Annotated in this window: 21 protein-coding genes; 17 read left to right on the top strand and 4 right to left on the bottom strand. The window is 55.6% G+C overall.

The annotated features are described in order from the left end of the window. Window positions 1-166: 166 nt before the first annotated feature. The 5 genes from dalD to uspE all read left to right on the top strand — a co-directional run bounded on the left by dalD (window position 167) and on the right by uspE (window position 6,636). Window positions 167-1,552, top strand: a complete 1,386-nt coding sequence (dalD, locus tag ACX9GU_RS13350; protein ID WP_473195065.1) for a D-arabinitol 4-dehydrogenase — start codon at window positions 167-169, stop codon at window positions 1,550-1,552. Window positions 1,553-1,564: 12 nt separating this feature from the next. Beyond that, entirely contained in the window at window positions 1,565-3,028 is a 1,464-nt protein-coding gene (xylB, locus tag ACX9GU_RS13345) for a xylulokinase (RefSeq protein WP_473195064.1), read from the top strand. Window positions 3,029-3,084: 56 nt separating this feature from the next. Next, a complete protein-coding gene (locus ACX9GU_RS13340; protein ID WP_473195063.1) occupies window positions 3,085-4,374 on the top strand; it encodes an MFS transporter in 1,290 nt (429 codons plus the stop codon). 409 nt (window positions 4,375-4,783) lie between these two features. Further along, on the top strand, window positions 4,784-5,548 hold the full coding sequence (locus ACX9GU_RS13335) for an FNR family transcription factor (protein ID WP_473195062.1): 765 nt from the start codon (window positions 4,784-4,786) through the stop codon (window positions 5,546-5,548). 125 nt (window positions 5,549-5,673) lie between these two features. Beyond that, entirely contained in the window at window positions 5,674-6,636 is a 963-nt protein-coding gene (gene uspE, locus ACX9GU_RS13330) for a universal stress protein UspE (protein ID WP_024486035.1), read from the top strand. Window positions 6,637-6,700: 64 nt separating this feature from the next. Here the strand turns inward: uspE and fabV are convergent, their stop codons facing one another. Together fabV and ACX9GU_RS13320 are read right to left on the bottom strand one after the other, a co-directional pair. After that, window positions 6,701-7,894, bottom strand: coding sequence for an enoyl-ACP reductase FabV (fabV, locus tag ACX9GU_RS13325; protein ID WP_021177880.1), 1,194 nt, complete (start codon window positions 7,892-7,894; stop codon window positions 6,701-6,703). Window positions 7,895-8,050: 156 nt separating this feature from the next. After that, on the bottom strand, window positions 8,051-8,869 hold the full coding sequence (locus ACX9GU_RS13320; RefSeq protein ID WP_473195061.1) for an IclR family transcriptional regulator: 819 nt from the start codon (window positions 8,867-8,869) through the stop codon (window positions 8,051-8,053). A 373-nt stretch (window positions 8,870-9,242) separates the two neighbouring features. On the opposite strand from ACX9GU_RS13320, the gene ACX9GU_RS13315 reads away from it, so the two are divergent. The 12 genes from ACX9GU_RS13315 (at window position 9,243) to araD (ending at window position 21,716) form a co-directional block, all read left to right on the top strand. Then, entirely contained in the window at window positions 9,243-10,784 is a 1,542-nt protein-coding gene (locus ACX9GU_RS13315; protein ID WP_418337510.1) for a sugar ABC transporter ATP-binding protein, read from the top strand. Then, window positions 10,774-11,859 carry an ABC transporter permease gene (locus ACX9GU_RS13310; RefSeq protein WP_059200894.1) on the top strand — a complete coding sequence of 362 codons (1,086 nt, stop codon included), beginning with the start codon at window positions 10,774-10,776 and terminating at the stop codon, window positions 11,857-11,859. The genes ACX9GU_RS13315 and ACX9GU_RS13310 overlap by 11 nt, the downstream gene beginning before the upstream one ends. 14 nt (window positions 11,860-11,873) lie before the next feature. Beyond that, entirely contained in the window at window positions 11,874-12,974 is a 1,101-nt protein-coding gene (locus ACX9GU_RS13305; RefSeq protein ID WP_021806488.1) for an ABC transporter substrate-binding protein, read from the top strand. Window positions 12,975-12,987: 13 nt separating this feature from the next. After that, window positions 12,988-13,836, top strand: a complete 849-nt coding sequence (locus ACX9GU_RS13300; RefSeq protein ID WP_473195060.1) for an SMP-30/gluconolactonase/LRE family protein — start codon at window positions 12,988-12,990, stop codon at window positions 13,834-13,836. Window positions 13,837-14,092: 256 nt separating this feature from the next. Further along, window positions 14,093-15,091 carry a 3-dehydro-L-gulonate 2-dehydrogenase gene (yiaK, locus tag ACX9GU_RS13295; protein ID WP_473195059.1) on the top strand — a complete coding sequence of 333 codons (999 nt, stop codon included), beginning with the start codon at window positions 14,093-14,095 and terminating at the stop codon, window positions 15,089-15,091. Between the two features lie 10 nt (window positions 15,092-15,101). After that, window positions 15,102-15,581 (top strand): NanQ anomerase/TabA/YiaL family protein, encoded by a 480-nt coding sequence (locus ACX9GU_RS13290; RefSeq protein WP_473195058.1) that lies wholly within the window; start codon window positions 15,102-15,104, stop codon window positions 15,579-15,581. Between the two features lie 61 nt (window positions 15,582-15,642). Further along, window positions 15,643-16,635 (top strand): DUF4862 family protein, encoded by a 993-nt coding sequence (locus ACX9GU_RS13285; RefSeq protein WP_473195057.1) that lies wholly within the window; start codon window positions 15,643-15,645, stop codon window positions 16,633-16,635. An 82-nt stretch (window positions 16,636-16,717) separates the two neighbouring features. Further along, window positions 16,718-18,016, top strand: a complete 1,299-nt coding sequence (locus ACX9GU_RS13280) for an MFS transporter (RefSeq protein WP_218519305.1) — start codon at window positions 16,718-16,720, stop codon at window positions 18,014-18,016. Next, window positions 18,013-19,506, top strand: a complete 1,494-nt coding sequence (locus tag ACX9GU_RS13275; protein WP_473195056.1) for an FGGY-family carbohydrate kinase — start codon at window positions 18,013-18,015, stop codon at window positions 19,504-19,506. The genes ACX9GU_RS13280 and ACX9GU_RS13275 overlap by 4 nt, the downstream gene beginning before the upstream one ends. Beyond that, window positions 19,503-20,159, top strand: coding sequence for a 3-keto-L-gulonate-6-phosphate decarboxylase UlaD (gene ulaD, locus ACX9GU_RS13270; RefSeq protein WP_473195055.1), 657 nt, complete (start codon window positions 19,503-19,505; stop codon window positions 20,157-20,159). The genes ACX9GU_RS13275 and ulaD overlap by 4 nt, the downstream gene beginning before the upstream one ends. Before the next feature lies 1 nt (window position 20,160). Then, window positions 20,161-21,021: an L-ribulose-5-phosphate 3-epimerase gene (locus ACX9GU_RS13265; RefSeq protein ID WP_414822331.1), complete on the top strand. Its 861-nt coding sequence runs from the start codon at window positions 20,161-20,163 to the stop codon at window positions 21,019-21,021. Next, complete coding sequence (gene araD / locus ACX9GU_RS13260; protein ID WP_074029148.1) at window positions 21,015-21,716, top strand: L-ribulose-5-phosphate 4-epimerase; 702 nt, start codon at window positions 21,015-21,017, stop codon at window positions 21,714-21,716. Before ACX9GU_RS13265 ends, araD begins: the two co-directional genes overlap by 7 nt. A gap of 544 nt (window positions 21,717-22,260) precedes the next feature. Here the strand turns inward: araD and ACX9GU_RS13255 are convergent. Further along, window positions 22,261-23,220, bottom strand: coding sequence for an IS110 family RNA-guided transposase (locus tag ACX9GU_RS13255; protein WP_473192326.1), 960 nt, complete (start codon window positions 23,218-23,220; stop codon window positions 22,261-22,263). Window positions 23,221-23,529: 309 nt separating this feature from the next. Continuing rightward, the gene (gene pntB, locus ACX9GU_RS13250) at window positions 23,530-24,921 is read right to left on the bottom strand and encodes a Re/Si-specific NAD(P)(+) transhydrogenase subunit beta (protein ID WP_021177867.1); all 1,392 of its coding nucleotides are present in this window, start codon (window positions 24,919-24,921) and stop codon (window positions 23,530-23,532) included. Window positions 24,922-24,932 lie beyond the last annotated feature (11 nt).

The raw sequence follows: 24,932 nt of genomic DNA, 5'->3' as shown, positions 1-24,932 counted from the left end.
ATGGCGCCATTTTACCGGCATTCCACCTGCCCGCAGAGGCCGATTTGCACATTTGTGAGCTAAAGCCCATTTAAAGGGCAAAAGTTTATTTACTCTATCGCCATTAATGGAGCAAATGCCCAATATAAGGGCGAATGCCCTAAAATAACCTTTAGTGGAGAACGTTATGAGCAAACCAGTGAACTCTTCTCAGGCCATTTGGCTGCATATCGGCGCCGGATCTTTCCATCGTGCTCATCAGGCCTGGTATTTACATCGCCTGATTGCAGCGGGCGATAGCCGCTGGTCGATTGCGCTTGCCAACATTCGCGATGACGCCACGCCGTTACTGGATACGCTGGCTGAGCAACAAGGCCAATACGTGCTGGAGACCGTCACCCCACAGGGCGTTCGCCAGTACGAAACCATTACCTCCATCAGCAAGGTCATTCCCTGGGATAACGAACTGGCTGCGTTGACCGCGCAGGGGGCCAAACCAGAAACCCGCGTCATTTCCTTCACCGTCACCGAAGGTGGCTATTATCTGGATAACCAGTTCAACCTGGATCGCGCTAACGCCGATATTCAGGCCGATCTGCTGGGCGCCTGTCGCACCATTTACGGCACCATGGCACAGCTGCTGGCACGCAGAAAGCAGCTAAATGGTGACCCTGTCACGTTATTGAACTGCGATAACCTGCGCCACAACGGTGAACGCTTCCGTCACGGCCTGATGCAGTTCCTACAGCTGCGTAAAGAGCCAGAGCTGATCGCCTGGATCGATAGCCACACCCGCTGCCCCAACACCATGGTTGACCGCATCACGCCACGGCCAGCGCCAGAAGTTGCCGAGCGCGTTGCCGAAGCCACCGGCTTCCAGGACCGTGCGCCAGTAATGGGGGAAGCCTTTATCCAATGGGTGATCGAAGATGATTTCATCAATGGGCGGCCAGCGTTGGAAAACGTCGGCGTCGAAATGGTTGAATCAGTGCTGCCCTATGAAGAAGCCAAGATCCGCATCCTCAACGCCAGCCATAGCTGCATTGCCTGGGCCGGTACGCTGATTGGCCAAAGCTTTATTCATGAAAGCACCGGCACCCCGGGCATCCACCAGTTGGCTTATAATTATGTGACCCAGGACGTGATTCCTTCCCTGACGCCTAGCCCGCTCGACTTGGCCGCCTACCGTGACGTGGTTCTGGAACGCTTTAGCAACCCCTATATTCGCGATACCAACCAGCGCGTCGCCGCCGACGGTTTTTCCAAAATCCCCGGTTTCATTACCCCAACGCTGCAAGAGTGTTATCAGCGCGGTCAGGAGCCGAAAGCCACGGCCATGCTGCCTGCTCTGTTCTTTGTCTTTATGCAGCGCTGGCACCAAGGCCAACTGCCTTATGAATATCAGGACGGCATTCTGGACGCCGCCGCAGTCCACCAGATGTTCGAAGCGGCCGATCCGGTGGCAGTATTTGCCTCAGATGAGAAATTATTCAGCACCTTGGCTCACAGCAGTGCCTTTAGCCAACTGCTGCGCCAATCCATCGATCGGGTTAACCACTGGCTGGCGCAATAAAGGGAGCGAACCATGTATCTAGGACTCGATTTAGGCACCTCAGAAATCAAAGCCGTGGTGATTGATGACCACGGCACTCTGATCGCCAGCGCCGGTGAACCGCTGGAAGTACAACGCCCGCATCCTCACTGGGCAGAGCAGGATCCGGCCGATTGGTGGCGAGCAACGCAGGCAGTGGTGAGCCGTTTACGCGCCAAAATTCCACAACAATGGCCGCAGATCCGCTCGCTTGGGCTTTCCGGCCAGATGCACGGTGCGGTTCTGCTCAACCGTGATAATCAGGTTTTGCGCCCGGCGATTTTATGGAATGACACTCGCAGCGCCGAACAATGCAAACAGTTGACGCAGAACGCACCAGAGTTGCATGACATTGCCGGTAACCTGGCGATGCCGGGTTTCACCGCACCCAAGCTGTTATGGGTTGCCAAGCATGAACCAGATATCTTCGCGCAAATCGCCACCGTGCTGCTGCCCAAGGACTTCCTACGCTGGATGATGAGTGGCGACAAGGTTTCGGATATGTCGGACGCGGCGGGTACGCTGTGGCTCGACGTCGGCAAGCGGGACTGGTCAGATTCCTTGCTTGCCGCCTGTGGCCTCAACCGCGATCAGATGCCTCGTCTGGTAGAAGGCAGCGAAGTCTCCGGCCAGTTGAAAGGCGATATTGCCCGCTCCTGGGGCCTTGCTGACAATATTATCATTGCCGGTGGCGGTGGAGATAACGCAGCCAGCGCGGTGGGCATTGGCGCGGTTAATCCAGGCGATGCATTTATCTCGCTGGGGACCTCCGGCGTGCTGTTCGCCGTTAACGATCGCTTCCGCCCCAATCCACAATCCGCCGTCCATGCGTTTTGCCATGCCTTGCCTGAGCGCTGGCATCAGATGAGCGTGATGCTTACCGCCGCCAGTGCCCTGCGCTGGTTCTGCCAATTGGTGGGCAGCAATGAACCCACGCTGTTGGCCGAAATCGCCCAGATGAACCTGGCGGAACAGCGCCTGGCCCCGGTCTTTTTGCCCTACCTGTCCGGCGAACGGACGCCGCACAACGATCCGTTGGCGACCGGTGCGTTCCACGGCCTGACCCACAGCCATCAGCGTGCGGCAATGGGCTATGCGGTACTGGAAGGCGTGGCATTCGGCATGGCGGACGGCCTTGAGGTGCTTTCGCAGGCGGGGACCCGACTGGAGCAATGCTCACTGATTGGCGGCGGCGCCCGTAGCGAACATTGGGCGCAACTGATGGCCGACGTGCTCAATCTGCCGGTGGTCACCCATCTTGGCGGCGAAGCCGGTGGCGCTTTGGGCGCGGCGCGGTTGGGATGGCTGGCGGCGGGTGGAACGGTGGAGCAGGTTTGCCACAAACCCGCCATCGATCGGCGCTTCCTACCGGACGGCGAACGCCAACCTCTGCTCGCGGAACGTCTGGCTACCTACCGTCAGCTCTATCAACAACAATTGGCCCTGCGCCGGGCATGATCCCGGCGCGGTAAAAAATAATAAGACTGTACCCTACACTTATCCTGGAGTTTGCTATGCCACAAACACATAAACACTGGTTCGGCCTGCCGATGAACCTGTTCTGGGGCTACATCGCCATCGCCATTTTCATGAGCGGCGACGGCTTTGAGATGGCTTTTCTGTCTAAACACATCACCGATATGGGGTTCACACCGGCACAGTCGGCGCTGGTGTTTACCGTGTATGGCCTGGCAGCGGCGCTGGCGGCCTGGAGCTCCGGCGTGGTGGCCGAAATCATCACGCCACAAAAAGCCATGCGCATCGGCTTTATCCTGTGGCTGGTGATGCACGTGCTGTTTATGCTGTTTGGCCTGGGGATGCGTAACTACCCGTTGATGTTGCTGTTTTACGGCATTCGTGGCCTGGCCTATCCGCTGTTTATCTATTCGTTTGTGATGTTGGTGGTACAGAACGTCCCTAAACAGCAGCTCTCTTCCGCGATGGGCTGGTTCTGGGCAATGTACTCGATCGGCATCGGCTGTGTCGGCAGTTATCTGCCCAGCTTTACCATTCCGTTGATGGGCGAAACCGGCACCCTGTGGTTTGCCATTGTGTGGGTGGCTGCCGGTGGTTTGATGGCGATGTTCCTGCTGCGCAACGTGGGTGAGGCCAGTTCCAAGGCCGATCTGTCACCGCAGGAGAAACTCAAAGAGCTTTCTCGCGCGGTGACGATCCTGTTCACCAACCGCAATATCTTCCTCTCCTGCCTGATCCGCATCATCAACACGCTGTCGCTGTTTGGCTTTGCGGTGATTATGCCGATGCTGTACGTAGGCCGGCTGGGCTTTAGCATGTCCGAGTGGCTGCAAATTTGGGCGGTGTTCTTCTTTGTCACCATCTTCACCAACATCATGTGGGGCATTCTGGGGGAGAAAATCGGTTGGCTGCGCCAGGTGCGCTGGTTTGGCTGCATCGGTTGCGCCATCTCCAGCCTGGCGTTTTACTACCTGCCGGTATATTTTGGCCATAACTTCTGGATCGCGCTGGTGCCAGCAGTCATGCTTGGGATCACCGTTGCGGCCTTCGTCCCCATGACCGCCGTGTTCCCGGTACTGGAACCCAACCACAAAGGCGCAGCTATCTCGATCTATAACCTTTCCGCTGGCCTGAGCAACTTCGCGGCCCCGGCCATCGCCTCTATAGTGCTGCCCTTCTTTGATATTGAAGGCGTGGTGTGGGTGTATACCGGTTTGTATCTGGTGGCGGCGGTGTTGACGCTGATCGTCAAAGTCGACCAGCCAGGACATAACAACGTCCCGCGCTATGTTCCGGCTAATGACGCTTTGGCTAAAAATAGTGCCTGATTTTAAAGGTAGGCGCAGCATGCTGCGCCTATTCGCTGCTGCACAGTACCACAATAACTGGCGGGCTTATTCACCGCACAGCTTGGTATAGAAATATTTACTCGTTAACCTACGTGACCATCACGGATGAAAGCTATCCGCCCATTAATCCCCCTGCAAACACTAAGACTAATCGCAAAAAGCCGATGATAATGCGAGATTTATTCGTTTTTCATATGGTTTTAATCAATATCAGCCAGGCTTTTCCGAAGTCAATAAATCACTAAACATCAGTATGCTACGGAATGATGAGCAAGAGACCTGTTTAAAAATAACACAAAATGTCGCCATTGTTGTTCTTGCTGTACTTATCACCTGCCGCAAAAGATGTTAAAATTGACTCATATCAATTATTGCGTGAGCTTAATCTATGATCCCGGAAAAACGCGTGATTCGTCGTATCCAGTCTGGTGGTTGTGCGATCCATTGCCAAGACTGTAGCATCAGCCAATTGTGTATTCCTTTTACGCTGAATACGCATGAGCTGGACCAACTCGACAACATCATCGAGAGGAAAAAGCCGATCCAGAAAGGCCAAACGCTGTTTAAAGCCGGTGACGAACTGAAATCACTGTACGCCATCCGCTCCGGGACCATCAAAAGCTACACCATCACCGAACAGGGTGACGAACAAATTACCGGCTTCCACCTGGCGGGCGATCTGGTGGGCTTTGACGCCATCGGTGGCCTGAAGCACCCAAGCTTCGCTCAGGCGCTGGAAACCTCCATGGTCTGTGAAATCCCGTTTGAAACGCTGGACGATCTCTCGGGCAAAATGCCTAATCTGCGCCAGCAAATCATGCGTTTGATGAGCGGTGAGATCAAAGGCGACCAGGATATGATCCTGCTGCTGTCGAAGAAGAACGCCGAAGAGCGCCTGGCCGCTTTCGTCTATAACCTGTCGCACCGCTTTGCCGAACGTGGCTTCTCACCGCGTGAGTTCCGTTTGACCATGACCCGTGGCGATATCGGCAACTATCTGGGTCTGACGGTGGAAACCATCAGCCGCCTGTTGGGGCGTTTCCAGAAAAGCGAAATCCTCAGCGTGAAAGGCAAATACATCACCATCGAAAACGCTGAAGCCCTGTCACAACTGGCAGGTGCCGCACGCATCAACGTCTCCGTAAGTGCCTGATCCCCTACTGGGCCAATAATTCGCTGAAATTGTTGGCCCAGCCCCCTCTGCCGCTGTTCTGTTTTTCAATGTTGGGTTACTCTGTATGTGAACAGACTGTTGATCTACAGCTGTAAGGAGGCCCTATGGCGAAGTATCAGAATCTACTGGTGGCTATTGACCCCAATCAGGACGATCAACCGGCGCTGCGCCGGGCAGTTTACCTGATCAAGCGGAACGGCGGGCGGATTAAGGCCTTCCTTCCTATCTATGATTTCTCTTACGAAATGACCACCCTGCTTTCCCCTGACGAAAGAACGGCGATGCGGCAAGGGGTGATTAGCCAACGGGCGGCGTGGATTAAAGAGCAATGCCGCTTCTATCTTGAAGATGGCGTCCCCATTGAAATCAAAGTGGTGTGGCACAATCGCCCCTATGAGGCGATCATTCAGGAAGTGCTGAGCGGCAAGCACGATTTGCTGTTGAAAATGGCCCATCAGCACGACAGGCTGGAATCGGTGATCTTCACCCCGACAGACTGGCATCTGCTGCGCAAATGCCCTTGCCCGGTGTGGATGGTGAAAGACCAACCCTGGCCTGAAGGGGGTAAAGCGTTGGTGGCGGTTAATCTCTCCAGCGAAGAGCCTTATCATGACCCACTCAATATCCGGCTGGTGAAAGAAACGCTCGAACTGGCGCAAAACGTCGATCAAACCGAAGTGCACCTGGTGGGTGCCTACCCGGTTACCCCGATCAATATCGCCATCGAACTGCCCGATTTTGACCCCAGCATCTATAACGATGCGATCCGCGGGCAGCACCTGATCGCCATGAAGGCGTTAAGACAAAAATTCCACATCAACGAAGAATTCACCCACGTGGAGAAAGGCCTGCCGGAGGAAGTGATCCCGGATTTGGCCGAGCATTTGCAAGCGGGCGTGGTGGTGTTAGGTAGCTTGGGCCGCACCGGTATTTCTGCCGCGTTTATCGGCAATACCGCGGAACAGGTGATCGACCATCTGAAATGTGACCTGCTGGTGCTCAAGCCGGATGACTTCGACTGCCCGATCGTGATGGATGAAGACGACGAGCACGACGATGAGGATTGATTTCGGTGCGTTATAAAACAAACAGGGCCCAATTGGGCCCTGTTTGACATTCTGGGGTAGGAAATTAAAGCTCTACCACATCGAAACGTACGTCTGGATTAACGTCCGCGTCATAATCCACTTCTTCCAGACCAAAACCGAACAGGCGCAGGAACTCCTGCTTGTAGCCGGTGTAATCGGTCAGTTCACTCAGATTTTCCGAAGTGATTGACGGCCACAGATCGCGGCAGGCCTGCTGCACATCATCACGCAGTTCCCAGTCATCCATACGGATACGGGCATGATCGTCCAGCGGCATCTCTTCGCCGTACAGACGGGTGTGCATCAAACGGGAAACCTGTTCCATGCAGCCTTCGTGAATGCCCTTCTCTTTCATGATCTTGAAAGCCATGGAGATATACAGCGGCATTACCGGAATGGCCGAAGAAGCCTGGGTGACCACGGACTTCAGCACGGCAACGTGAGCGGTGCCGCCCTTGGCAGCCAGATCGCCACGGATAGCGGTAGCTGCGCGATCCAAATCTTCTTTGGCGCGGCCCAGCGTACCGTGCCAGTAGATTGGCCAGGTCAGGTCGGTACCGATATAGGAGTAAGCAACGGACTTGGCACCTTCGGCCAGCACGCCCGCTTCTTCCAACGCCGACATCCACAGTTCCCAATCCTGGCCGCCCATCACGGTGATGGTGTTCTGGATCTCTTCTTCGCTCGCCGGTTCAACCGTAGCGGTGATGATTTGGTCTTTGTTGGTGTCGATAGCGGTGGTGGTGTAAACCTCACCGATTGGCTTCAGCGCGGAACGCACTACTTCGCCGGTATCTGGCATTTTACGCACCGGCGAAGCCAGCGAGTAAACCACCAAATCGATCTGGCCCAGGTCGGCTTTGATCAGCTCAATTACCTTGGCGCGGCATTCGTTGGAGAAGGCATCACCGTTGACGCTTTTCGCGTACAGGCCAGCTTCTTTAGCGGCTTTGTCGAAAGCGGCCGAGTTGTACCAGCCAGCGGTGGCGGTTTTGCTTTCGCTGCCCGCTTTCTCGAAGAATACGCCGATGGTGGCGGCGTCGCTGCCAAAGGCGGTGGCAATACGGGAAGCCAGACCATAACCGGTAGATGCACCGATCACCAGCACACGTTTAGGGCCATTGGCAATCTTGCCCTGCGCCTTGGTGTAGGCAATCTGACGACGAACATTGGCTTCACAACCGACCGGATGAGTGGTGGTGCAGATAAAGCCGCGAACCTTAGGTTTGATAATCATATGGGTCTAGGATCCGTTAAAGGGATGAAATCGGGACATAAGATAACTCATTGTGTCCCTTTTTTGTGATCTGATGTGTTAGATTGCACAAATGTTGCGCAAAACTTGTTAAATTAAGCACAAACTACGTCAGGGGATCTGCCTTGTTAAGCAAAATCACCCCTGCGTCACAAACCCCAATTCCTGAGAGATGCGCCGCGTGGTCTCCAGCAGCGGTTTCATCAACGACTCCACGCCAACCTGTTGCAGCTTGGCCGTAGGCAGCGAAACCGAAACGGAATAAGGCACCCGTTGCTGAATATCGAATACCGGGGCAGCAATGCAGGACACGCCGAGCTCGTTTTCTTCGCGATCCATCGCCACGCCCTGCTTGCGGATATCCGCCAACTCCTCATACATCTTCGGCAATTCGGTAATGGTATTACGCGTCAGCACCTGGATCTCCTGCTGGTGGGTTTGCCAGTAGTGATCCGGATAGTCGCTCTTGCCATAGGCCATGAAAATTTTACCCATCGCCGAACAGTACAGCGGCATATGCTGGCCGATATAAGCGCGGGTGCGCATCATGCCGGTGGTCGGTTCCAATTTGTAGATCAGGATCACGTGATCGTCTTCCCGGCTGGAGAAGTTGACCGTTTCCCCCACTTCCAGGTTCAACTGCTCCAAATGCGGCGCAGCCACGTGGATGATGTTCAATGAGGAAAGCGCCTTTTGACCAATAGAAATAAATTTGGTGGTCAGGCGGTAACTGCCTGGGGAAGGCGCCTGCGTGACATAGCCACTGGTATGCAGCCCTTGTAACAGGCGGTGCACGGTGCTTTTGTTCATCTCGGCCAGTTCGGACAGGTGCGCCAGCGGGCAGCCATTAGGGAAATTGCTCAATATTTCAATCAGCTGCAAACCACGAAACAGGCTTTGGCTGCCCAGGGGTTTGTCTTTTTTGTCATCTTTTTCGTCAACAGCTTTCAGGCTCATAGCGAAATCTCTCCATTGTTGAGCCGCCAGCCGTTGCCACGGCGTAAGAAGCGGACCTACTAGGAGAGAATGTTACTCCAAGGGCCGCATCAGGTGAAGTTGGAACGCCGTATCATTTTCAGTAGCGAGGTTAAAACCCGCAACATTCCGGCAACCTTATAAGTGAGTTGTGCGTCACAAATTGACAAAATTAAAAATAATCCATTGTTTATTAAGGAGAATTAAAACCGCCCCGGCTTTGCTTTAGCTCGACGTTAGGCATATCATTTTTGAAATCTGATTTCGCATGTTGAAATTTAAGGTTGATTTAAACAGCAGAAGTTCACTTATTGGCATCGCGCTGATGGCGCGAACCGACACAGGGGCGCATCACATGACTCAAGGCAATGCGGATCAACCCATTCTTACGCTCAGCCATATCGTCAAGCGTTTTGGCGGCAACATCGCGGTTAACGACGTCAGCCTGCAGGTGATGCCCGGAGAAGTGCTGGCGCTACTAGGAGAAAACGGCGCGGGTAAATCCACGTTGATCAAAGTCCTGGCAGGAGTGTATCCCCGCGATGGCGGCGACATCCACTTTCAAGGTAACAGCATTGCCTCGGCGGCGGCGATTAAAAGTGATAGCCGCCAGCCGATTGCCTTTATCCATCAGGATCTGGGCCTGATTGAATGGATGACGGTAGCGGAAAACATGGCGCTGGTGATGGGGTTTCCCCGCCGTTTCGGGCTGATCGACTGGCGTGCCATTCGTCGCCGTGCGCTGGAAGCCTTGCAGGATGTGGGAATTGCCCTGGACCCAGACGCGCGCGTATTTGAGCTTTCCCGCACGGAGAAGTCGTTGCTGGCCATTGCCAGAGCGGTGGCGGTGAATGCCGAACTGCTGGTGCTGGATGAACCTACCGCTTCCCTACCCGCCAACGATGTACGCCACCTGTTCGCGGTGATCAACCGGCTGCGCGCCAAAAAGGTCGGCATGATTTACGTCACCCATCGCCTGGATGAGGTGATTGAAATTGCCGATCGGGTTTGTGTGATGCGTGACGGGCGCTACGTTGCCGGGGGCAATACCGCCGATTATTCCCTGCGCGATCTGGTGCAGATGATCGTGGGTGAAGCGATGGCGGAAGATCAGCGTGAACCGCTGCCGCAGCACCAGCCACCGGTGTTGCAACTGCATAACGTCAGCGTCGGGGATATCGGCCCGGTCAGCTTTGAATTGCAGCCGGGTGAAATGCTCGCTCTTGCCGGGCTGCGCGGCGCTGGCCAGGAGGAGATTGGCCGCCTGCTGTTTGGCCTGCGCCAACGAGACAGCGGAGAAATCCAGTTCCGCGATAAACCTTACTCAGCCACCACGCCGCAGCAGGCTATGGCCTGTGGAGTGTCGCTTGTCGCTGGCGATCGCACCGGCGAAAGCCTGGTGATGTCGATGAGCGTACGGGAAAATCTGTTTATCAACCCCTGCGCCAGCGGCCATAAGCTGTTCTCGCGCTATAGCCGCCGAGCCGAAATCGGTGCCAGTTGGTGGAAGGTGCAGCTGTTCGACGTGCGGCCCAAGGACGTCAATATCGATATCAGCGCCCTGTCCGGGGGGAATCAGCAAAAAGTGGTGATGGCCCGCTGGATGCACCTTGCTGCACCGTTGCTGATCCTGGAAGACCCCACTGCCGGGGTCGACGTGGGCGCCCGCGCCGAAATCTATCATCTGTTAAATAAATCCCTGGCAGCCGGCGTGGCGGTATTGGTGATCTCAAACGATTTCGAGGAGATCGCGCATATCTGTAACCGCGCCCTGGTGTTTAACCGGGGGAAAGTGGTGGGCGAGTTGAAGAACCAGCAGGTCTCGTTCGCCAATTTATTGGAGTTGGCCTCGGCCAGCACCGGGGAAGCCGTTGTGGAGGAATACCATGTCGAATAAAACGTCCGTCAAATCAACGGCGCTGGAACAGCGCGTCAGCCTGGGGCAGGACGGCGTTGGCCCATGGCTGATGCAAATCATCACCCGCTACGGCCTGCTGCTGCTGTGCATTGCGCTGGTGATCGTCTTCTCGCTCACCACGCCGTCGTTCGCCTCGATGCTGACGGTACAGGCGATCCTCTCCAGCAAGGCCAAGATCGCCCTGCTGGCACTGGCGGCCACCATTCCGATGATCGTCGGCAAGATCGACCTGAACGTCGGTTTCGGTATCGTGCTGTGGCACATCCTGGCGATCACCTTGCAGGTGGAATACGGCTTCTCCTGGCAGATGGCGGTGCTGACCGTGCTTGTCATTTCCGCGCTGTACGGCCTGCTTAATGGCATCCTGGTGGCGCTGGCGGATATCGACAGCTTCGTGGCAACCCTGGGTTCAGGCACCGTGCTTTATGCGTTGGCACTGTGGCACTCCGGCGGGCGGCAGATTGTCGGCGACCTGCCCGACGCCTTTATCGCCCTGCATCACACCGAGATTGCCGGGATCCCGATTGTGGCCTTCTACGTGCTGATCGTCGCCGTCATCCTGTGGCTGATCACCGAACATACCCCGCTGGGCCGGTGCATGTATGCGGTAGGCGGCAATCCGGCTGCGGCGCGGCTCAACGGTATTTCGGTCAATCGATTCACCATTGGTGCCTTTATCGCCTCGAGCGTGCTCACCGGTTTTAGCGGCGTGCTGATCGCTGCCGAACAGGGCGTAGGCCAGGCCAGCGTAGGGATGGATTACCTGTTACCCGCCCTGGTGGGCGCATTTCTTGGCAGTACCACCATTCGCCCAGGGCGGGTGAACGTCTGGGGCACCGTGGTAGGCATTGCCATTCTGGCGATCGGCATCGCGGGGATCCAGCAGTTTGGTGGGGAGTTCTGGGTCGAACCGTTATTCAACGGCGCGACGCTGCTACTGTCCATCACTCTGGCGGGCTATGCCCAACGCCGTCGGTTACTCAATCAGAAAGCAGTACAACGCAGTCAGGCGGCATCTGCCGATAACAACAACCAAAAAGCGATCAATCCTTAATCAGGAGCACAGCCATGAAACATTGTTGGATTTTGCCCGGGATCACCACTCTGCTGTTGGCCACCTCACCGGCCTGGGCAGATGCCTATCTCGATCAGGCCACGGCAGCGGTAGCCAAAGCCACGGCCAGCAGTACCCAATGGGATGGCCCTACCAGTGGGCCGCAGTTGCAGGCGAACAAGAAAATTATCTTTATTGCCTCCGACATGAAAAACGGCGGCGTGCAAGGAGTGCAACAAGGGCTTAGCGAAGCGGCCAAGGTGGCGGGCTGGCAGTTGGAAACGCTGGACGGTGGCGGTTCGGTGAAAGACCAACTGTCGTCGCTGAATCAGGCCATTGCCCAAAAGCCGGACGGGATCGTGATCGGCGGCTGGAACCCTAACGTGGCTAAAATCCCGCTGAAAAAGGCGGTGGCTCAGGGGATCGTTCTGACGGCCTGGCACGCGGTGCCGGAGCCCGGCCCCATCGCCAAATACGATGTGTTTTATAACGTCACTTCCGATTCCAATGAGGTAGCACGCATCGCCGCACAGTACGCGGTCGTGAAATCCGGTGGGCAGGCCAGCGTGCTGATCTTTACCGATTCGCTGTACCAAATCGCTCTGGACAAGGCCAACGTGATGAAAGAAGAAGTGGCCAAATGCAGCGGCTGTAAGCTGGTGGAGTTTATCGACACCCCGTTGGCAGACACAGCCAGCCGCATGCCAGCCATGACCTTCAGCCTGTTGCAGAAATACGGTGACAAGTTCCAGTACGCGCTGGCGATCAACGATCTGTATTTCGATTTTATGGCCCCAGCGCTGAAAACTGCTGGTAAAGGCGGCAGCAATGCGCCGTTTAATATCTCGGCCGGTGACGGCTCTATTTCTGCCTATCAACGCATTCGTTCCGGTGACAGCCAGTCTGCCACCGTGCCCGAGCCGCTGAAGCTGCACGGCTGGCAGTTGCTGGATGAGTTTAACCGTGCCTTCGCCAAGCAGGCACCTTCCGGTTACGTGACTCCGGCCCATCTGGTCACCCGCGAGAACATCGCCAATGACGGTGGCCCAAATAACATGTATGACCCACAAAATGACTATCAGGGGCATTACAAAACGATTTGGGGTGTGAAGTAATCAGGAGGCTGAGATGATCGAACAACGACTGGAACGTTTGTGTTCCCCCGCCGTTTGGGCCGAAGGCCCGGTATGGCTACCACAGCAGGATGCGGTGGTATTCAGCGATGTGAAAGGCAACCGCATGTTCCGCTGGGCCCGTAATGGCGAGCTCAGCGTATGGCGAGCTGCATCCAACTATGCCAACGGTAACGCCCGTGATGCCGAGGGGCGTGTCATCAGCTGTGAACATGGGCGGCGGGGTATCAGCCGCACCGAGCACGACGGCAGTGTCCAACTGCTGGTCGACCGGGTGGACGGCAAACGCTTCAACTCACCGAACGACATCGTGGTGCGCTCTGACGGCACATTATGGTTTACCGATCCGCCGTACGGCATCATCGGCGATGAAGAGGGCTACAAGTCGGAAAGCCAGGTGGTCGGCTGCTATCTGTATTGCTTCGATCCCCGTGATGGCTCATTGAACATTGCCGCCAGCGATCTGCAACGGCCCAACGGCCTGGCCTTTTCGCCGGATGAAAGCCAGCTGTACGTGGCGGATATGTCGATTATCGACTTCCCTACCCTTGGGCGTCGCGAACTGCGGATCTATCAGGTGGAAGGACGTGAGTTGAAGGCTGGCAGGCATTTTGCGCAGGTCACTCCGGGGATCCCGGACGGCTTCTGCCTGGATAGTGCCGGTAATCTGTTTTGCAGCTGTGCCGACGGCGTGATTATCTTTAATCCGCGTGGGGAACAGATTGGCAAAATCCCGGTACCGGAGTGTGTGTCCAACTGCACCTTCGGCGGGCCAGAGGGCAATGAACTGTACATTACCGCCACCACATCGTTGTACCGCATTGTCCTGAATACCCGCGGGTAATCATGGGCTGGTCATCACGCAGGGGGAGTTCACCTCTCCCTGCTTTGTCACGTCTGTAGCACGCCAAACCCCTCAAACTGTGTTGCCGATCACATAATCGCCGGATTAATTTAACCAACTGTTTTAACAGAATAATTTCCTGCTCTCCGGCTTTGACTTCGTCCCAACAGGGGTATAGCATTTATTTGAAATGCAATTTCGTATATTGAAATTAAAAGAACACAAAACATGCGGTTCACCATGAGGGAGAAGCAATATGAGAGTGAGCTATACCGAGTTAAAGCAGCAATTCAAACGCGTGTTGCTGGCACGGGGAGTGGCGGAACCCACGGCGGATGAGTGTGCCACTCTGTTTGCCGATACCACCGAAAGCGGCGTCTATTCCCATGGGGTCAACCGCTTCCCACGCTTCATTCAGCAGTTGGACGCAGGTGATATCGTGCCTGATGCCGAACCGAGCAAGCTGCTGTCGTTAGGCGCGATCGAACAGTGGGATGCCCATCAGGGCATTGGCAACCTGACCGCCCGCAAGATGATGGATCGTGCTATGCAGTTGGCGGATCAACACGGGATTGGCCTGGTGGCGTTACGTAATGCCAACCACTGGATGCGTGGCGGAGGTTACGGCTGGCAAGCTGCAGAGCAAGGCTATATCGGCATTTGCTGGACCAATTCGATCGCCGTCATGCCGCCTTGGGGGGCTAAAGAGTGCCGTATCGGCACTAATCCGCTGATCGTCGCCGTGCCAAGTAACCCGATCACCATGGTAGATATGTCGATGTCGATGTTCTCCTACGGCGCACTGGAAATGAATCGCCTGGCGGGCAAAAAACTGGCGGTAGACGGCGGTTTCGATAACGACGGCAACCTGACGCGCGATCCGGCCACCATCGAGGAAAATCGGCGTATCTTGCCGATGGGCTATTGGAAGGGGTCTGCGCTGTCGATCGTGCTGGATATGATCGCTACCCTGCTCTCTGGCGGTTCATCGGTCGCTGAAGTTACCGAAGATAACCGTGATGAATACGGCATTTCGCAGGTGTTTATCGCCATTGAGATCGACCGCCTGATCGACGGCAAAACCCGTGATGAAAAACTGCAGCGCATTATGGATTACGTTACCAGCGCCGAGCGTGATAACCCAGAAGTCGCCATCCGCTTGCCTGGCCACCGCTTCCCGCACGTCCGCGCCGAAAATCAACGCGATGGCATCCCGGTAGATGACCGCGTCTGGGCCCGCATTCAGGCACTTTAAGGAGCTGTTTATGATCTTCGGCCATATTGCCCATACGGCAGCAGAACACTATCCCCCGGCGATTGCCAAAGCCGTGGCCTATTTGCAGAACACCGACTTTACCGCCCTGTCTGCCGGGCGTTATGAGGATCCGCAAACCGGTTATGTGGTGCAGGTGCTGGATCTTCACACGCAACATAAAGATGAATTGCGCCCTGAAGTACACCGTAAAAATATCGACGTGCAGTTCCTGGTAAGCGGCACTGAATTAATAGGCGTTGCGGCAGACAGAGGAAATAACGTTATTCATCAGGAATTATTAGCGCAGCGTGACATTATTTTCTATCAGGACGTAGAAGACGAATCCTGGTTAACCATGCAGCCCGGTAATTTTGCGGTATTTTACCCGCAGGATGTCCATCGTCCTGCCTGTATTAATCAAACACCCTGCAATATCAGAAAGGTGGTAGTGAAAATACCGATAACATTACTTTCCAGCACGATGAAATAAAGACTGTCTCATAACGTGAATTTAGCCGTTTCATTGATTGCGATAATATCAGGTGAAAAATATGGAAAACACAACGCCGGGCTTTATTATTGGTGCTTATCCTTGCGCCCCTTCATTTCATCAGCTCGAACGTGAGAAGGAAGTTCAATTCTGGGACCGGCTGGCTGAACTGCCGCTGATCCGTGGGCTGGAGCAGCCTTGCCTGGACGAACTGCATCCTTATGGTGACGATTTCTTGCTTAAGCAGATCCCCAGCCACTGGCAACTGGTGCTTACAGCAGTAATGGGGACCATGCAACGACGCGGCAGCGGGCGGGATTTTGGCCTCGCCGCCCGTAATGAGGAGGAGCGCCAGGCAGCGGTGGATTATATCCGTTCAATACATGACAAAGTTAAGCGCACCAACGATCGCGCCGGTCGCCAACAGGTGGTAGCCCTGGAGCTTCAATCGGCCCCCAACCGGCAGGAAAAAGACAGTGCCGCGGCGCGGCAGGCCTTCATTGCCTCGTTGGAAGACATTGCCGGTTGGCACTGGGAATGTGATTTGGTGATTGAGCACTGCGATGCACTGACCGGGCCCATGCCACGCAAAGCCTTCCTGACGCTGGAAGATGAGATCATCGCGGCACAGGCGATTAACCGCCACTTTGGCGATACGCTAACCCTGGCCATCAACTGGGGCCGCTCTGCTATTGAGGGGCATAATGACCTCCTGCCTTTACAACAGGTGAAACAGTGTCAACAGGCAGGGTTATTGAGCGCCCTGATGTTCTCCGGCACTGCCAGCCACGGTGCTTATGGCGAATGGGAGGATACGCATGCACCCTTTGCCCCATTCGATGGGAGTCATTATGTTTGCCATGAATCATTAATGACGCTGGACAGTGCGCGGCAATTATTTAATCAGGCTCCGCTGGCAGAATTAAACTATGCAGGTATCAAATTACTGTCCACCTCGGCACAAGAGAGTGTTGAACAACGGATCGCTATTATCAAGGATGGTATCAACGCCTTGGCGTTAAGCAGCGGCCTAATTACGACACCAATAAGATAGAACATCACATAATACCCATAAAACGGTAAACAATAATACGGATTTATTCCGAGCACCCTACTTATGCGAAGGTATCAATAACATGAATACTGCTTCTGTTGCTGTTAGCCAAAGTCAGGCCATACCCAAATTACGCTGGCTGAGAATTGTGCCGCCTATTCTGATTACCTGCATTATTTCTTATATGGACCGCGTTAATATCGCCTTCGCCATGCCTGGCGGCATGGACGCCGAATTGGGGATCACCGCCTCCATGGCCGGCTTGGCGGGCGGCATCTTCTTTATCGGTTATCTGTTCCTGCAAGTGCCCGGCGGCAAGCTGGCGGTTAACGGTAACGGCAAAAAGTTTATTGGCTGGTCGCTGCTGGCCTGGGCGGTGATCTCGGTGCTGACCGGTTTGGTGACCAATCAATACCAACTGCTGTTCCTGCGCTTTGCCCTCGGCGTTTCTGAAGGCGGTATGCTGCCGGTGGTGCTGACCATGATCAGCAACTGGTTCCCGGACAAGGAACGTGGGCGCGCCAATGCCATCGTGATCATGTTCGTGCCGATCGCCGGTATCCTCACCGCCCCGCTCTCCGGCTGGATCATCACCGCCTGGGACTGGCGCATGCTGTTCCTGGTGGAAGGTGGCCTGTCACTGGTGGTGATGGCGTTGTGGTGTTTCACCATCAGCAACCGCCCGCAGGAAGCCAAGTGGATTTCACAGGCTGAAAAAGACTACCTGATCAAAACCCTGCATGACGAACAACTGCTGATCAAAGGCAAAACGGTGCGCAATGCTTCGCTGCGGCGCGTGCTGGGCGACCGGATCATGTGGCAACTGATCCTGGTTAACTTCTTCTACCAAACCGGGATCTACGGCTACACCCTGTGGCTGCCCACCATTCTGAAGGGCCTGACCAACGGCAATATGGAACAGGTGGGCTGGCTTGCCGTGCTGCCCTACATTGGTGCCATTTTTGGCATGCTGATCGTTTCCACCTTGTCCGATCGTACCGGTAAACGCAAAGTGTTCGTTGCCCTGCCGCTGGCCTGCTTTGCGATTTGCATGGCGCTTTCCGTACTGCTGAAAGATCACATCTGGTGGTCTTATGCCGCGTTAGTCGGTTGCGGCGTGTTTATTCAGGCGGCCGCAGGCGTGTTCTGGACTATTCCTCCCAAATTATTCAACGCCGAAGTGGCCGGTGGCGCACGTGGTGTGATCAATGCCTTGGGCAACCTCGGCGGTTTCTGCGGCCCTTATATGGTCGGTGTGCTGATCACTCTGTTCAACAAGGACGTTGGCGTCTATAGCCTGGCAGCCTCACTGGCGATCGCCGCAATGCTGGCGCTGATGTTACCCAACAGATGCGACCAGGTCGCCGGGAGTGAGCAATGAAATACTGGCTCGGGCTCGATTGCGGCGGCACCTTTATCAAGGCCGGATTGTATGATGCCGAGGGTAAAGAACTGGGCATTGCCCGCCGTAATCTGGCAATTGTTGCCCCACAGCCTGGTTGGGCGGAGCGGGATATGCCCGCGCTATGGCAAACCGCCGCCAGCGTGATCCGTGAGGTGTTGGAACACAACGGTATCACCGCGGCAGCCGTTCAGGGGCTGGGAATTTCGGCCCAGGGCAAAGGCGTGTTCCTGTTGGATAAACAGGGGAAACCGCTGGGCAACGCCATTCTGTCTTCCGATCAACGGGCACTGGCCCAGGTGATGGCCTGGCAACAAGCGGGCATGCCGCAAGCCCTGTACGAGCAAACTCGCCAGACGTTATGGACCGGCCATCCGGTTTCGCTGCTGCGCTGGATCAAGCAGCATCAACCCGAGCGCTACGCCCAGATTGGCAGCGTGCTGATGGCGCATGACTACCTGCGCTACTGCCTGACGGGCGAACTGGCCTGTGAAGAAACCAATATCTCCGAATCCAACCTGTATCAGATGGAGCGCGGCTGTTATGACCCGGCGCTGGCACAGTTGCTTGGCATCGACGAGATCGTGCCAGCCCTACCGCCGATTGTCGGTTCTGCCGAGATCGCCGGGCGCGTTAGTGCTGAAGCCGCAGCGTTGACCGGCTTGCAAGTCGGCACCCCGGTGGTGGGCGGTTTGTTTGACGTGGTATCCACCGCACTCTGTGCCGGGCTGCAGGATGAAACCCGACTCAATGCGGTGATGGGCACATGGTCGGTCACCAGCGGGATCACCGCAACGATCGCTTCCGACTCCGGCTATCCGTTCGTTTATGGCCGCCATGCCGAGCAAGGCAAATACATCGTCCACGAAGCCAGCCCTACCTCCGCTGCTAATCTGGAGTGGTTTTGCCAGCAATGGGACCTGCACGACTACGCGCAGCTCAACCGTTGGGTGGCTGAGCTACCCAAGGCTGGCAGCCAGTTGCTGTTTGCCCCCTTCCTTTATGGCTCCAACGCCGGGCTGGGATTGAGTGCCAACTTCTACGGCATCCAGGCCTTCCATCAACGAGAACACCTGGTACAGGCGATTTTCGAGGGCGTGGTGTTCTGCCATATGACTCACCTGAACCGTATGCGGCAACGTTTCCCCCAGACCACAGCACTGCGTGTCACCGGGGGGCCTGCTAAATCGGCACCCTGGATGCAAATGTTTGCCGACGTCAGTGGCTTACCGGTCGAGCTGCCGCAGGTGGAGGAAACCGGCTGTTTAGGTGCAGCGATGGCTGCCATGGTGGGCACCGGTGCTTTCAGCGGCTTTGCCGCCGCGCAGCGGGCATTGGCTCCACGCATCGAAACCGTTCTGCCCGATCCCGCCGCTCAGGATGCTTACCACCGCAAATACCAACGTTATCAGGCGCTGGTTGCCACGCTACAAACGCTGCAACACGGCGACTTTCAGGAGGCTTTATGACCATCAAACCGCGCCTGCAACTGGCGCTCGATCACACCCGGCTGGATGCCGCTCTGCAAACGGTCGACCGTCTGCATCCGTACGTCGACATCATCGAGGCTGGCACCATTTTATGCATCAGCGCCGGGATCCAGGCAGTGAGCGCCCTGCGTGAACGTTGCCCGCAACATACGCTGGTCGCCGATCTGAAGGTGGCCGATGCCGGAGCGACCCTGGCCGAACAGGCTTTTTCGCAGGGAGCCAACTGGATGACCGTGATATGCGCAGCTCCCCTGGCCACCATGGCTAGCGCGTTGGAGGTGGCGGAGCGCTACCGGGGTGAAATCCAGATCGAACTGTTTGGCCGCTGGACGCTGGAAGATGCCAAAGCCTGGCGCAATCTGGGCATCAAACAGGCGATTTACCACCGTGGCCGCGATGCTCAGGCCAGTGGGCAAACCTGGGGCCAACAGGATCTGGACACCATGAAGGCGCTGTCCGATCTGGGGATTGAGCTTTCGGTTACCGGCGGGATCGTCCCGGCCGATTTGCCGCTGTTTAAAGACATCGCCGTGACGGCGTTTATTGCCGGGCGTGCGCTGGCCGAGGCTGCCGATCCGGTGGTGGCCGCACGTCAGTTTCATACCGCCATTGATGACATTTGGAGATCTTGATATGCGCCAGCATCCGTTGGGAATTTACGAAAAAGCGCTGCCGAAACACCTGAGCTGGCCGGAGCGGCTGGCATTGGCCAAGGCCTGCGGCTTTGATTTTGTCGAGATGTCGGTCGATGAAAGTGATGAGCGGCTGGCACGTCTGAGCTGGAGCAAAGAGCAGCGTCTTTCGCTGGTCAGCGCCATGTTGGAAACCGGTATCAGCATCCCCTCGATGTGCCTTTCTGGCCATCGCCGTTTCCCGTTCGGCAGCCATGACGAGGCCACGCGGCAACAGGCTTATCTGATCATGGAACAGGCGATCCAGCTGGCCAAGGACGTTGGCATTCGCACCATTCAGTTGGCGGGTTATGACGTGTATTACGAGCAGCAGGACGAAGGAACTCTCGCCCGCTTTACCGAGGGTATGCAATGGGCGGTGGAACGTGCCGCTGCCGCACAGGTGATGCTGGCGGTCGAAATTATGGATACCGAATTCATGAGTTCCATCAGCAAGTGGAAAAGCTGGGACTCCCTACTGGCTTCCCCTTGGTTCACGGTATATCCAGACGTTGGCAACCTTAGCGCCTGGGGTAACGACGTAGCGCAAGAATTGCAGCTTGGCATTGACCGTATCGCGGCCATTCACCTCAAAGACACCTTCCCGGTCACTGAGACGTCACCGGGCCAGTTCCGCGATGTGCCATTCGGTGAAGGCTGTGTGGATTTTGTCGCCCTGTTCCGCACGCTGAAGCAGCTCAACTATCGCGGCGCTTTCCTGATTGAGATGTGGACCGAAAAGGCCGACGAACCAGTTGCCGAGATCGTGCAAGCCCGCCGTTGGATTGAACAACAAATGCAGCAAGGAGGAATGACATGCTAACTCTGTCACAGCTTAAACAGCAGGTTTTGGAGGCCAACCTCGACCTCCCTCGCCACAAGCTGGTGACCTTTACCTGGGGGAACGTCAGCGCCGTTGACCGTGAACGTGGGTTGGTGGTGATCAAGCCTTCCGGCGTGGAATATGCGCATATGCAGGTGGAGGATATGGTGGTAGTCAATCTGGCCGATGGCCAACGAGTTGAGGGCAGCAAGAAGCCCTCTTCAGACACCGCTACTCATCTGGCCCTGTACCGGGAGTTTGCCGACATCGGCGGCATCGTGCATACCCATTCACGCCATGCCACTATCTGGGCACAGGCCGGGCTGGATATCCCTGCCTGGGGCACCACTCATGCCGACTATTTCTACGGCGCGATCCCTTGTACCCGGTTGATGACCGCAGATGAAATCGAGCACGATTATGAACTGGATACCGGCAAAGTGATTATTGAAACCTTCCGCCAGCGCGGCATCAGCCCAAGCGCCATCCCAGCGGTGCTGGTCAACGCCCACGGGCCGTTTGCCTGGGGCAAAGATGCGCATGACGCGGTTCACAATGCGGTCGTACTGGAAGAAATTGCTTATATGGGGATTTTTTCACGGCAGTTGACGCCGGGGATTGGCAACATGCAGCAGGTGCTGTTGGATAAGCATTACCTGCGTAAGCACGGCAAGAACGCCTATTACGGCCAATAGCATCCCCTCACCCCAACCCTCTCCCACAGGGAGAGGGAGCTGTTAGCCCCTACTCTTTTGCAAGTAAAGTGGTTATCTCGGCAAACTCGATCGCTCCTCCTTCAAAGTGAGTCACCACAATTTCAAACACACTCGATCGGTCCTCATTCAAAGTGAGTTACCACAATTTCAAACACTCTCGAACGGTCCTCCTTCAAAGTGAGTCACCACAATTTCAAACACACTCGATCGGTCCTCATTCAAAGTGAGTTGCCACAATTTCAAACACTCTCGAACGGTCCTCCTTCAAAGTGAGTCACCACAATTTCAAACACACTCGATCGGTCCTCATTCAAAGTGAGTTGCCACAATTTCAAACACTCTCGAACGGTCCTCATTCAAAGTGAGTTACCACAATTTCAAACACACTGGATCGGTCCTCATTCAAAGTGAGTTACTACAATTTCAAACACACTCAATCGTCACTCATTCAAAGTGAGTTACTACACTTTCAGCCCAACTCGATCGGTCCCCTCTCCCTGTGGGAGAGATACCGTCTTGTCGGCTATCCGGCAAGCGGTATTTCCGCATTAAATACCTTTCCTGATTTCACCACACCATAGGCCAGTTGCAGCAGTTTTCGCATCGCCGCACACACTCTCTCTTTGCCCGACTTCCCACGCAACTTCAGCCTTTCTGTCAAGTCCTTAACCACAACATTGTATTGGCCTGCTACTACCGCTGGCATGTATAACGCGCTTCGTAGCTCACTGTGTCCCACTTTCGATAACCGGCTTTTCCCTTTAAACATCCCCGACTCACATCGCTGTGGATTCAGTCCTGCGTACGCCACCAGGGCCTTGCTGCTGGTGAACCGACGCAGGTTTCCAGCAAAGGCCAGCAGGCTGGAGCTCAGCATCTCTCCCACCCCTGGGATGCTTTTTAGCAACTCGCTGTCCCGTTTCAGGTCAGGGTTATCATCGATGTGCTGACTGATTCTCTTCTTCGTTTCTCGTATCAGTTCATCCAACGTGGCGATGTGTTCATTGAGTGAAGGGACGATGACCGCTTCTGCCACCTCCAGGCGATTTTCTTCCATCTGACGCATCTCTTCCAGGTTCTTAAGATGCCTGACCAACGCGGTCAACTGGCGTTCGCTCAATGGGGCTGGGAACCACGGGTCAGGCTGATGCAGTGCGCAGTAGCGGGCTATCATCGCTGCATCGCTTTTGTCCGTTTTGTTCCGGGTCAGTTCTGTATTGCCGAAGGAATGGATACACGCCGGGTTCATCAGACTGACGTGGTAGTTGTTGTCTGCCAGATAAGTGGCCAGTTCCGTGCTGTAGCTCCCAGTGGCTTCCATGCAGACATGACAGTCGCCAAAGCGGCTCAACCAGGCCGCGAACTCGCGGCATCCAGAAGGGGTATTGGCAAACTTTTTGGTTTTATACTTCTGATTTTCCAGCAGTACGGCGACATCAAACTTGAGTTTGGCGATATCAACGCCGACAGGGGTTCTGCGCATTATGGCACTCCATAACCATGTCTGTAATTTATCGCCGGACCATCCTTATATGTGGGTGCTCATAGGCACAGGATACCGTTCGGTCTACAAGGCGACAGGGAAATAGACAGTTGGGGCACAATCTCTCCCACGGGCTCATAGGCACTAGGGTTAGGAGGAGCTCACCAACTATCTCCCGATGATCAGTCGGGGATCTTCTCCGCTAAGGCGGAGAAGATCAAGACATAAGGGTTAGGGTGAGGGGTCAGTTCGATAAAAAAATGCCAGCCGCTGTGAAGTGGCTGGCATTGTGTTTTTCCTACAGAGATATTACAGCGCGCGCAGGATCGCTTCCACGCTGGCCTTGGCATCGCCAAACAGCATCTGGGTGTTCTCTTTAAAGAACAGCGGGTTCTGCACACCGGCATAGCCGGTATTCATCGAGCGTTTGAACGCGATAACGTTTTGCGCTTTCCACACTTCCAGCACAGGCATACCAGCGATTGGGCTGCGCGGATCTTCCAACGCCGCCGGGTTCACCGTGTCGTTGGCACCAATGACCAGGACGGTATCAGTGTCCGGGAAATCATCGTTGATCTCGTCCATTTCCAGCACCACATCGTACGGCACACGGGCTTCCGCCAGCAGCACGTTCATGTGGCCCGGTAAACGACCCGCCACCGGGTGAATACCAAAGCGCACCTTGATACCGCGCGCACGCAGCTTCTCGGTGATTTCCGCAACCGGATACTGCGCCTGCGCCACCGCCATGCCGTAGCCTGGGGTGATGATCACCGAAGTGGAGTTACGCAGCTGTTCGGCCACTTCTTCCGCCGTGGTTTCGCGGTATTCGCCCATTTCTTCTGCGTCGCCGGTTGAGGAACCATCGGTACCAAAACCACCGGCAATCACGCTGATAAACGAACGGTTCATCGCCTTACACATGATGTACGACAGGATCGCACCGGAAGAACCGACCAGCGCACCGGTCACGATCAGCAGATCGTTGCTCAGCATAAAGCCTGCCGCCGCTGCTGCCCAACCGGAGTAGGAGTTCAGCATCGACACTACCACCGGCATGTCTGCCCCACCGATTGACGCAACCAGATGCCAGCCGAAGCCAAGAGCAATCACGGTCATGATCAACAGTGCGAACACTTCCCAACCAACGCTGTTGGTACGCACGAACAGCACCATCAGCAGGAAGGAAACCACCAGGGCAGCCAGGTTCAGCTTGTGACGGTTAGGCAACATCAGCGGCTTGGAAGAGATAATGCCGCGCAGTTTGCCAAAGGCCACGATAGAGCCGGTAAAGGTCACCGCACCGATAAAGATGCCGAGGAACACTTCGGTAAGATGGATATTTTCCATCACCGGCTCCATGGCGACCGTGCCGTGATCCAGGTAGCTGTTGAAGCCGACCAGCACCGCAGCCAGACCCACGAAGCTGTGCAGCACCGCCACCAGTTCCGGCATTTCGGTCATTTCGACCTTCTTGGCCAGATACACGCCGATGGAACCACCGATGATCATCGCGATAATGATCCAACCCACGTTACCGGAATCCGGCCCGAGGATGGTGGCGATCAGCGCGATCGCCATCCCAGCCACGCCGAACAGGTTGCCCTGCTTGGACGTTTCATGGCGCGAAAGACCGGCCAGGCTGAAAATAAACAGAATAGCGGCAACAATGTATGCAGCTGTAACTAATCCACCAGACATTTTTGCTACCC

The organism is Serratia sp. K1WW1 (assembly GCF_055790865.1).
Note: the sequence above shows the minus strand (reverse complement) of the source record. Positions and strands in the feature narration are given on the sequence as shown.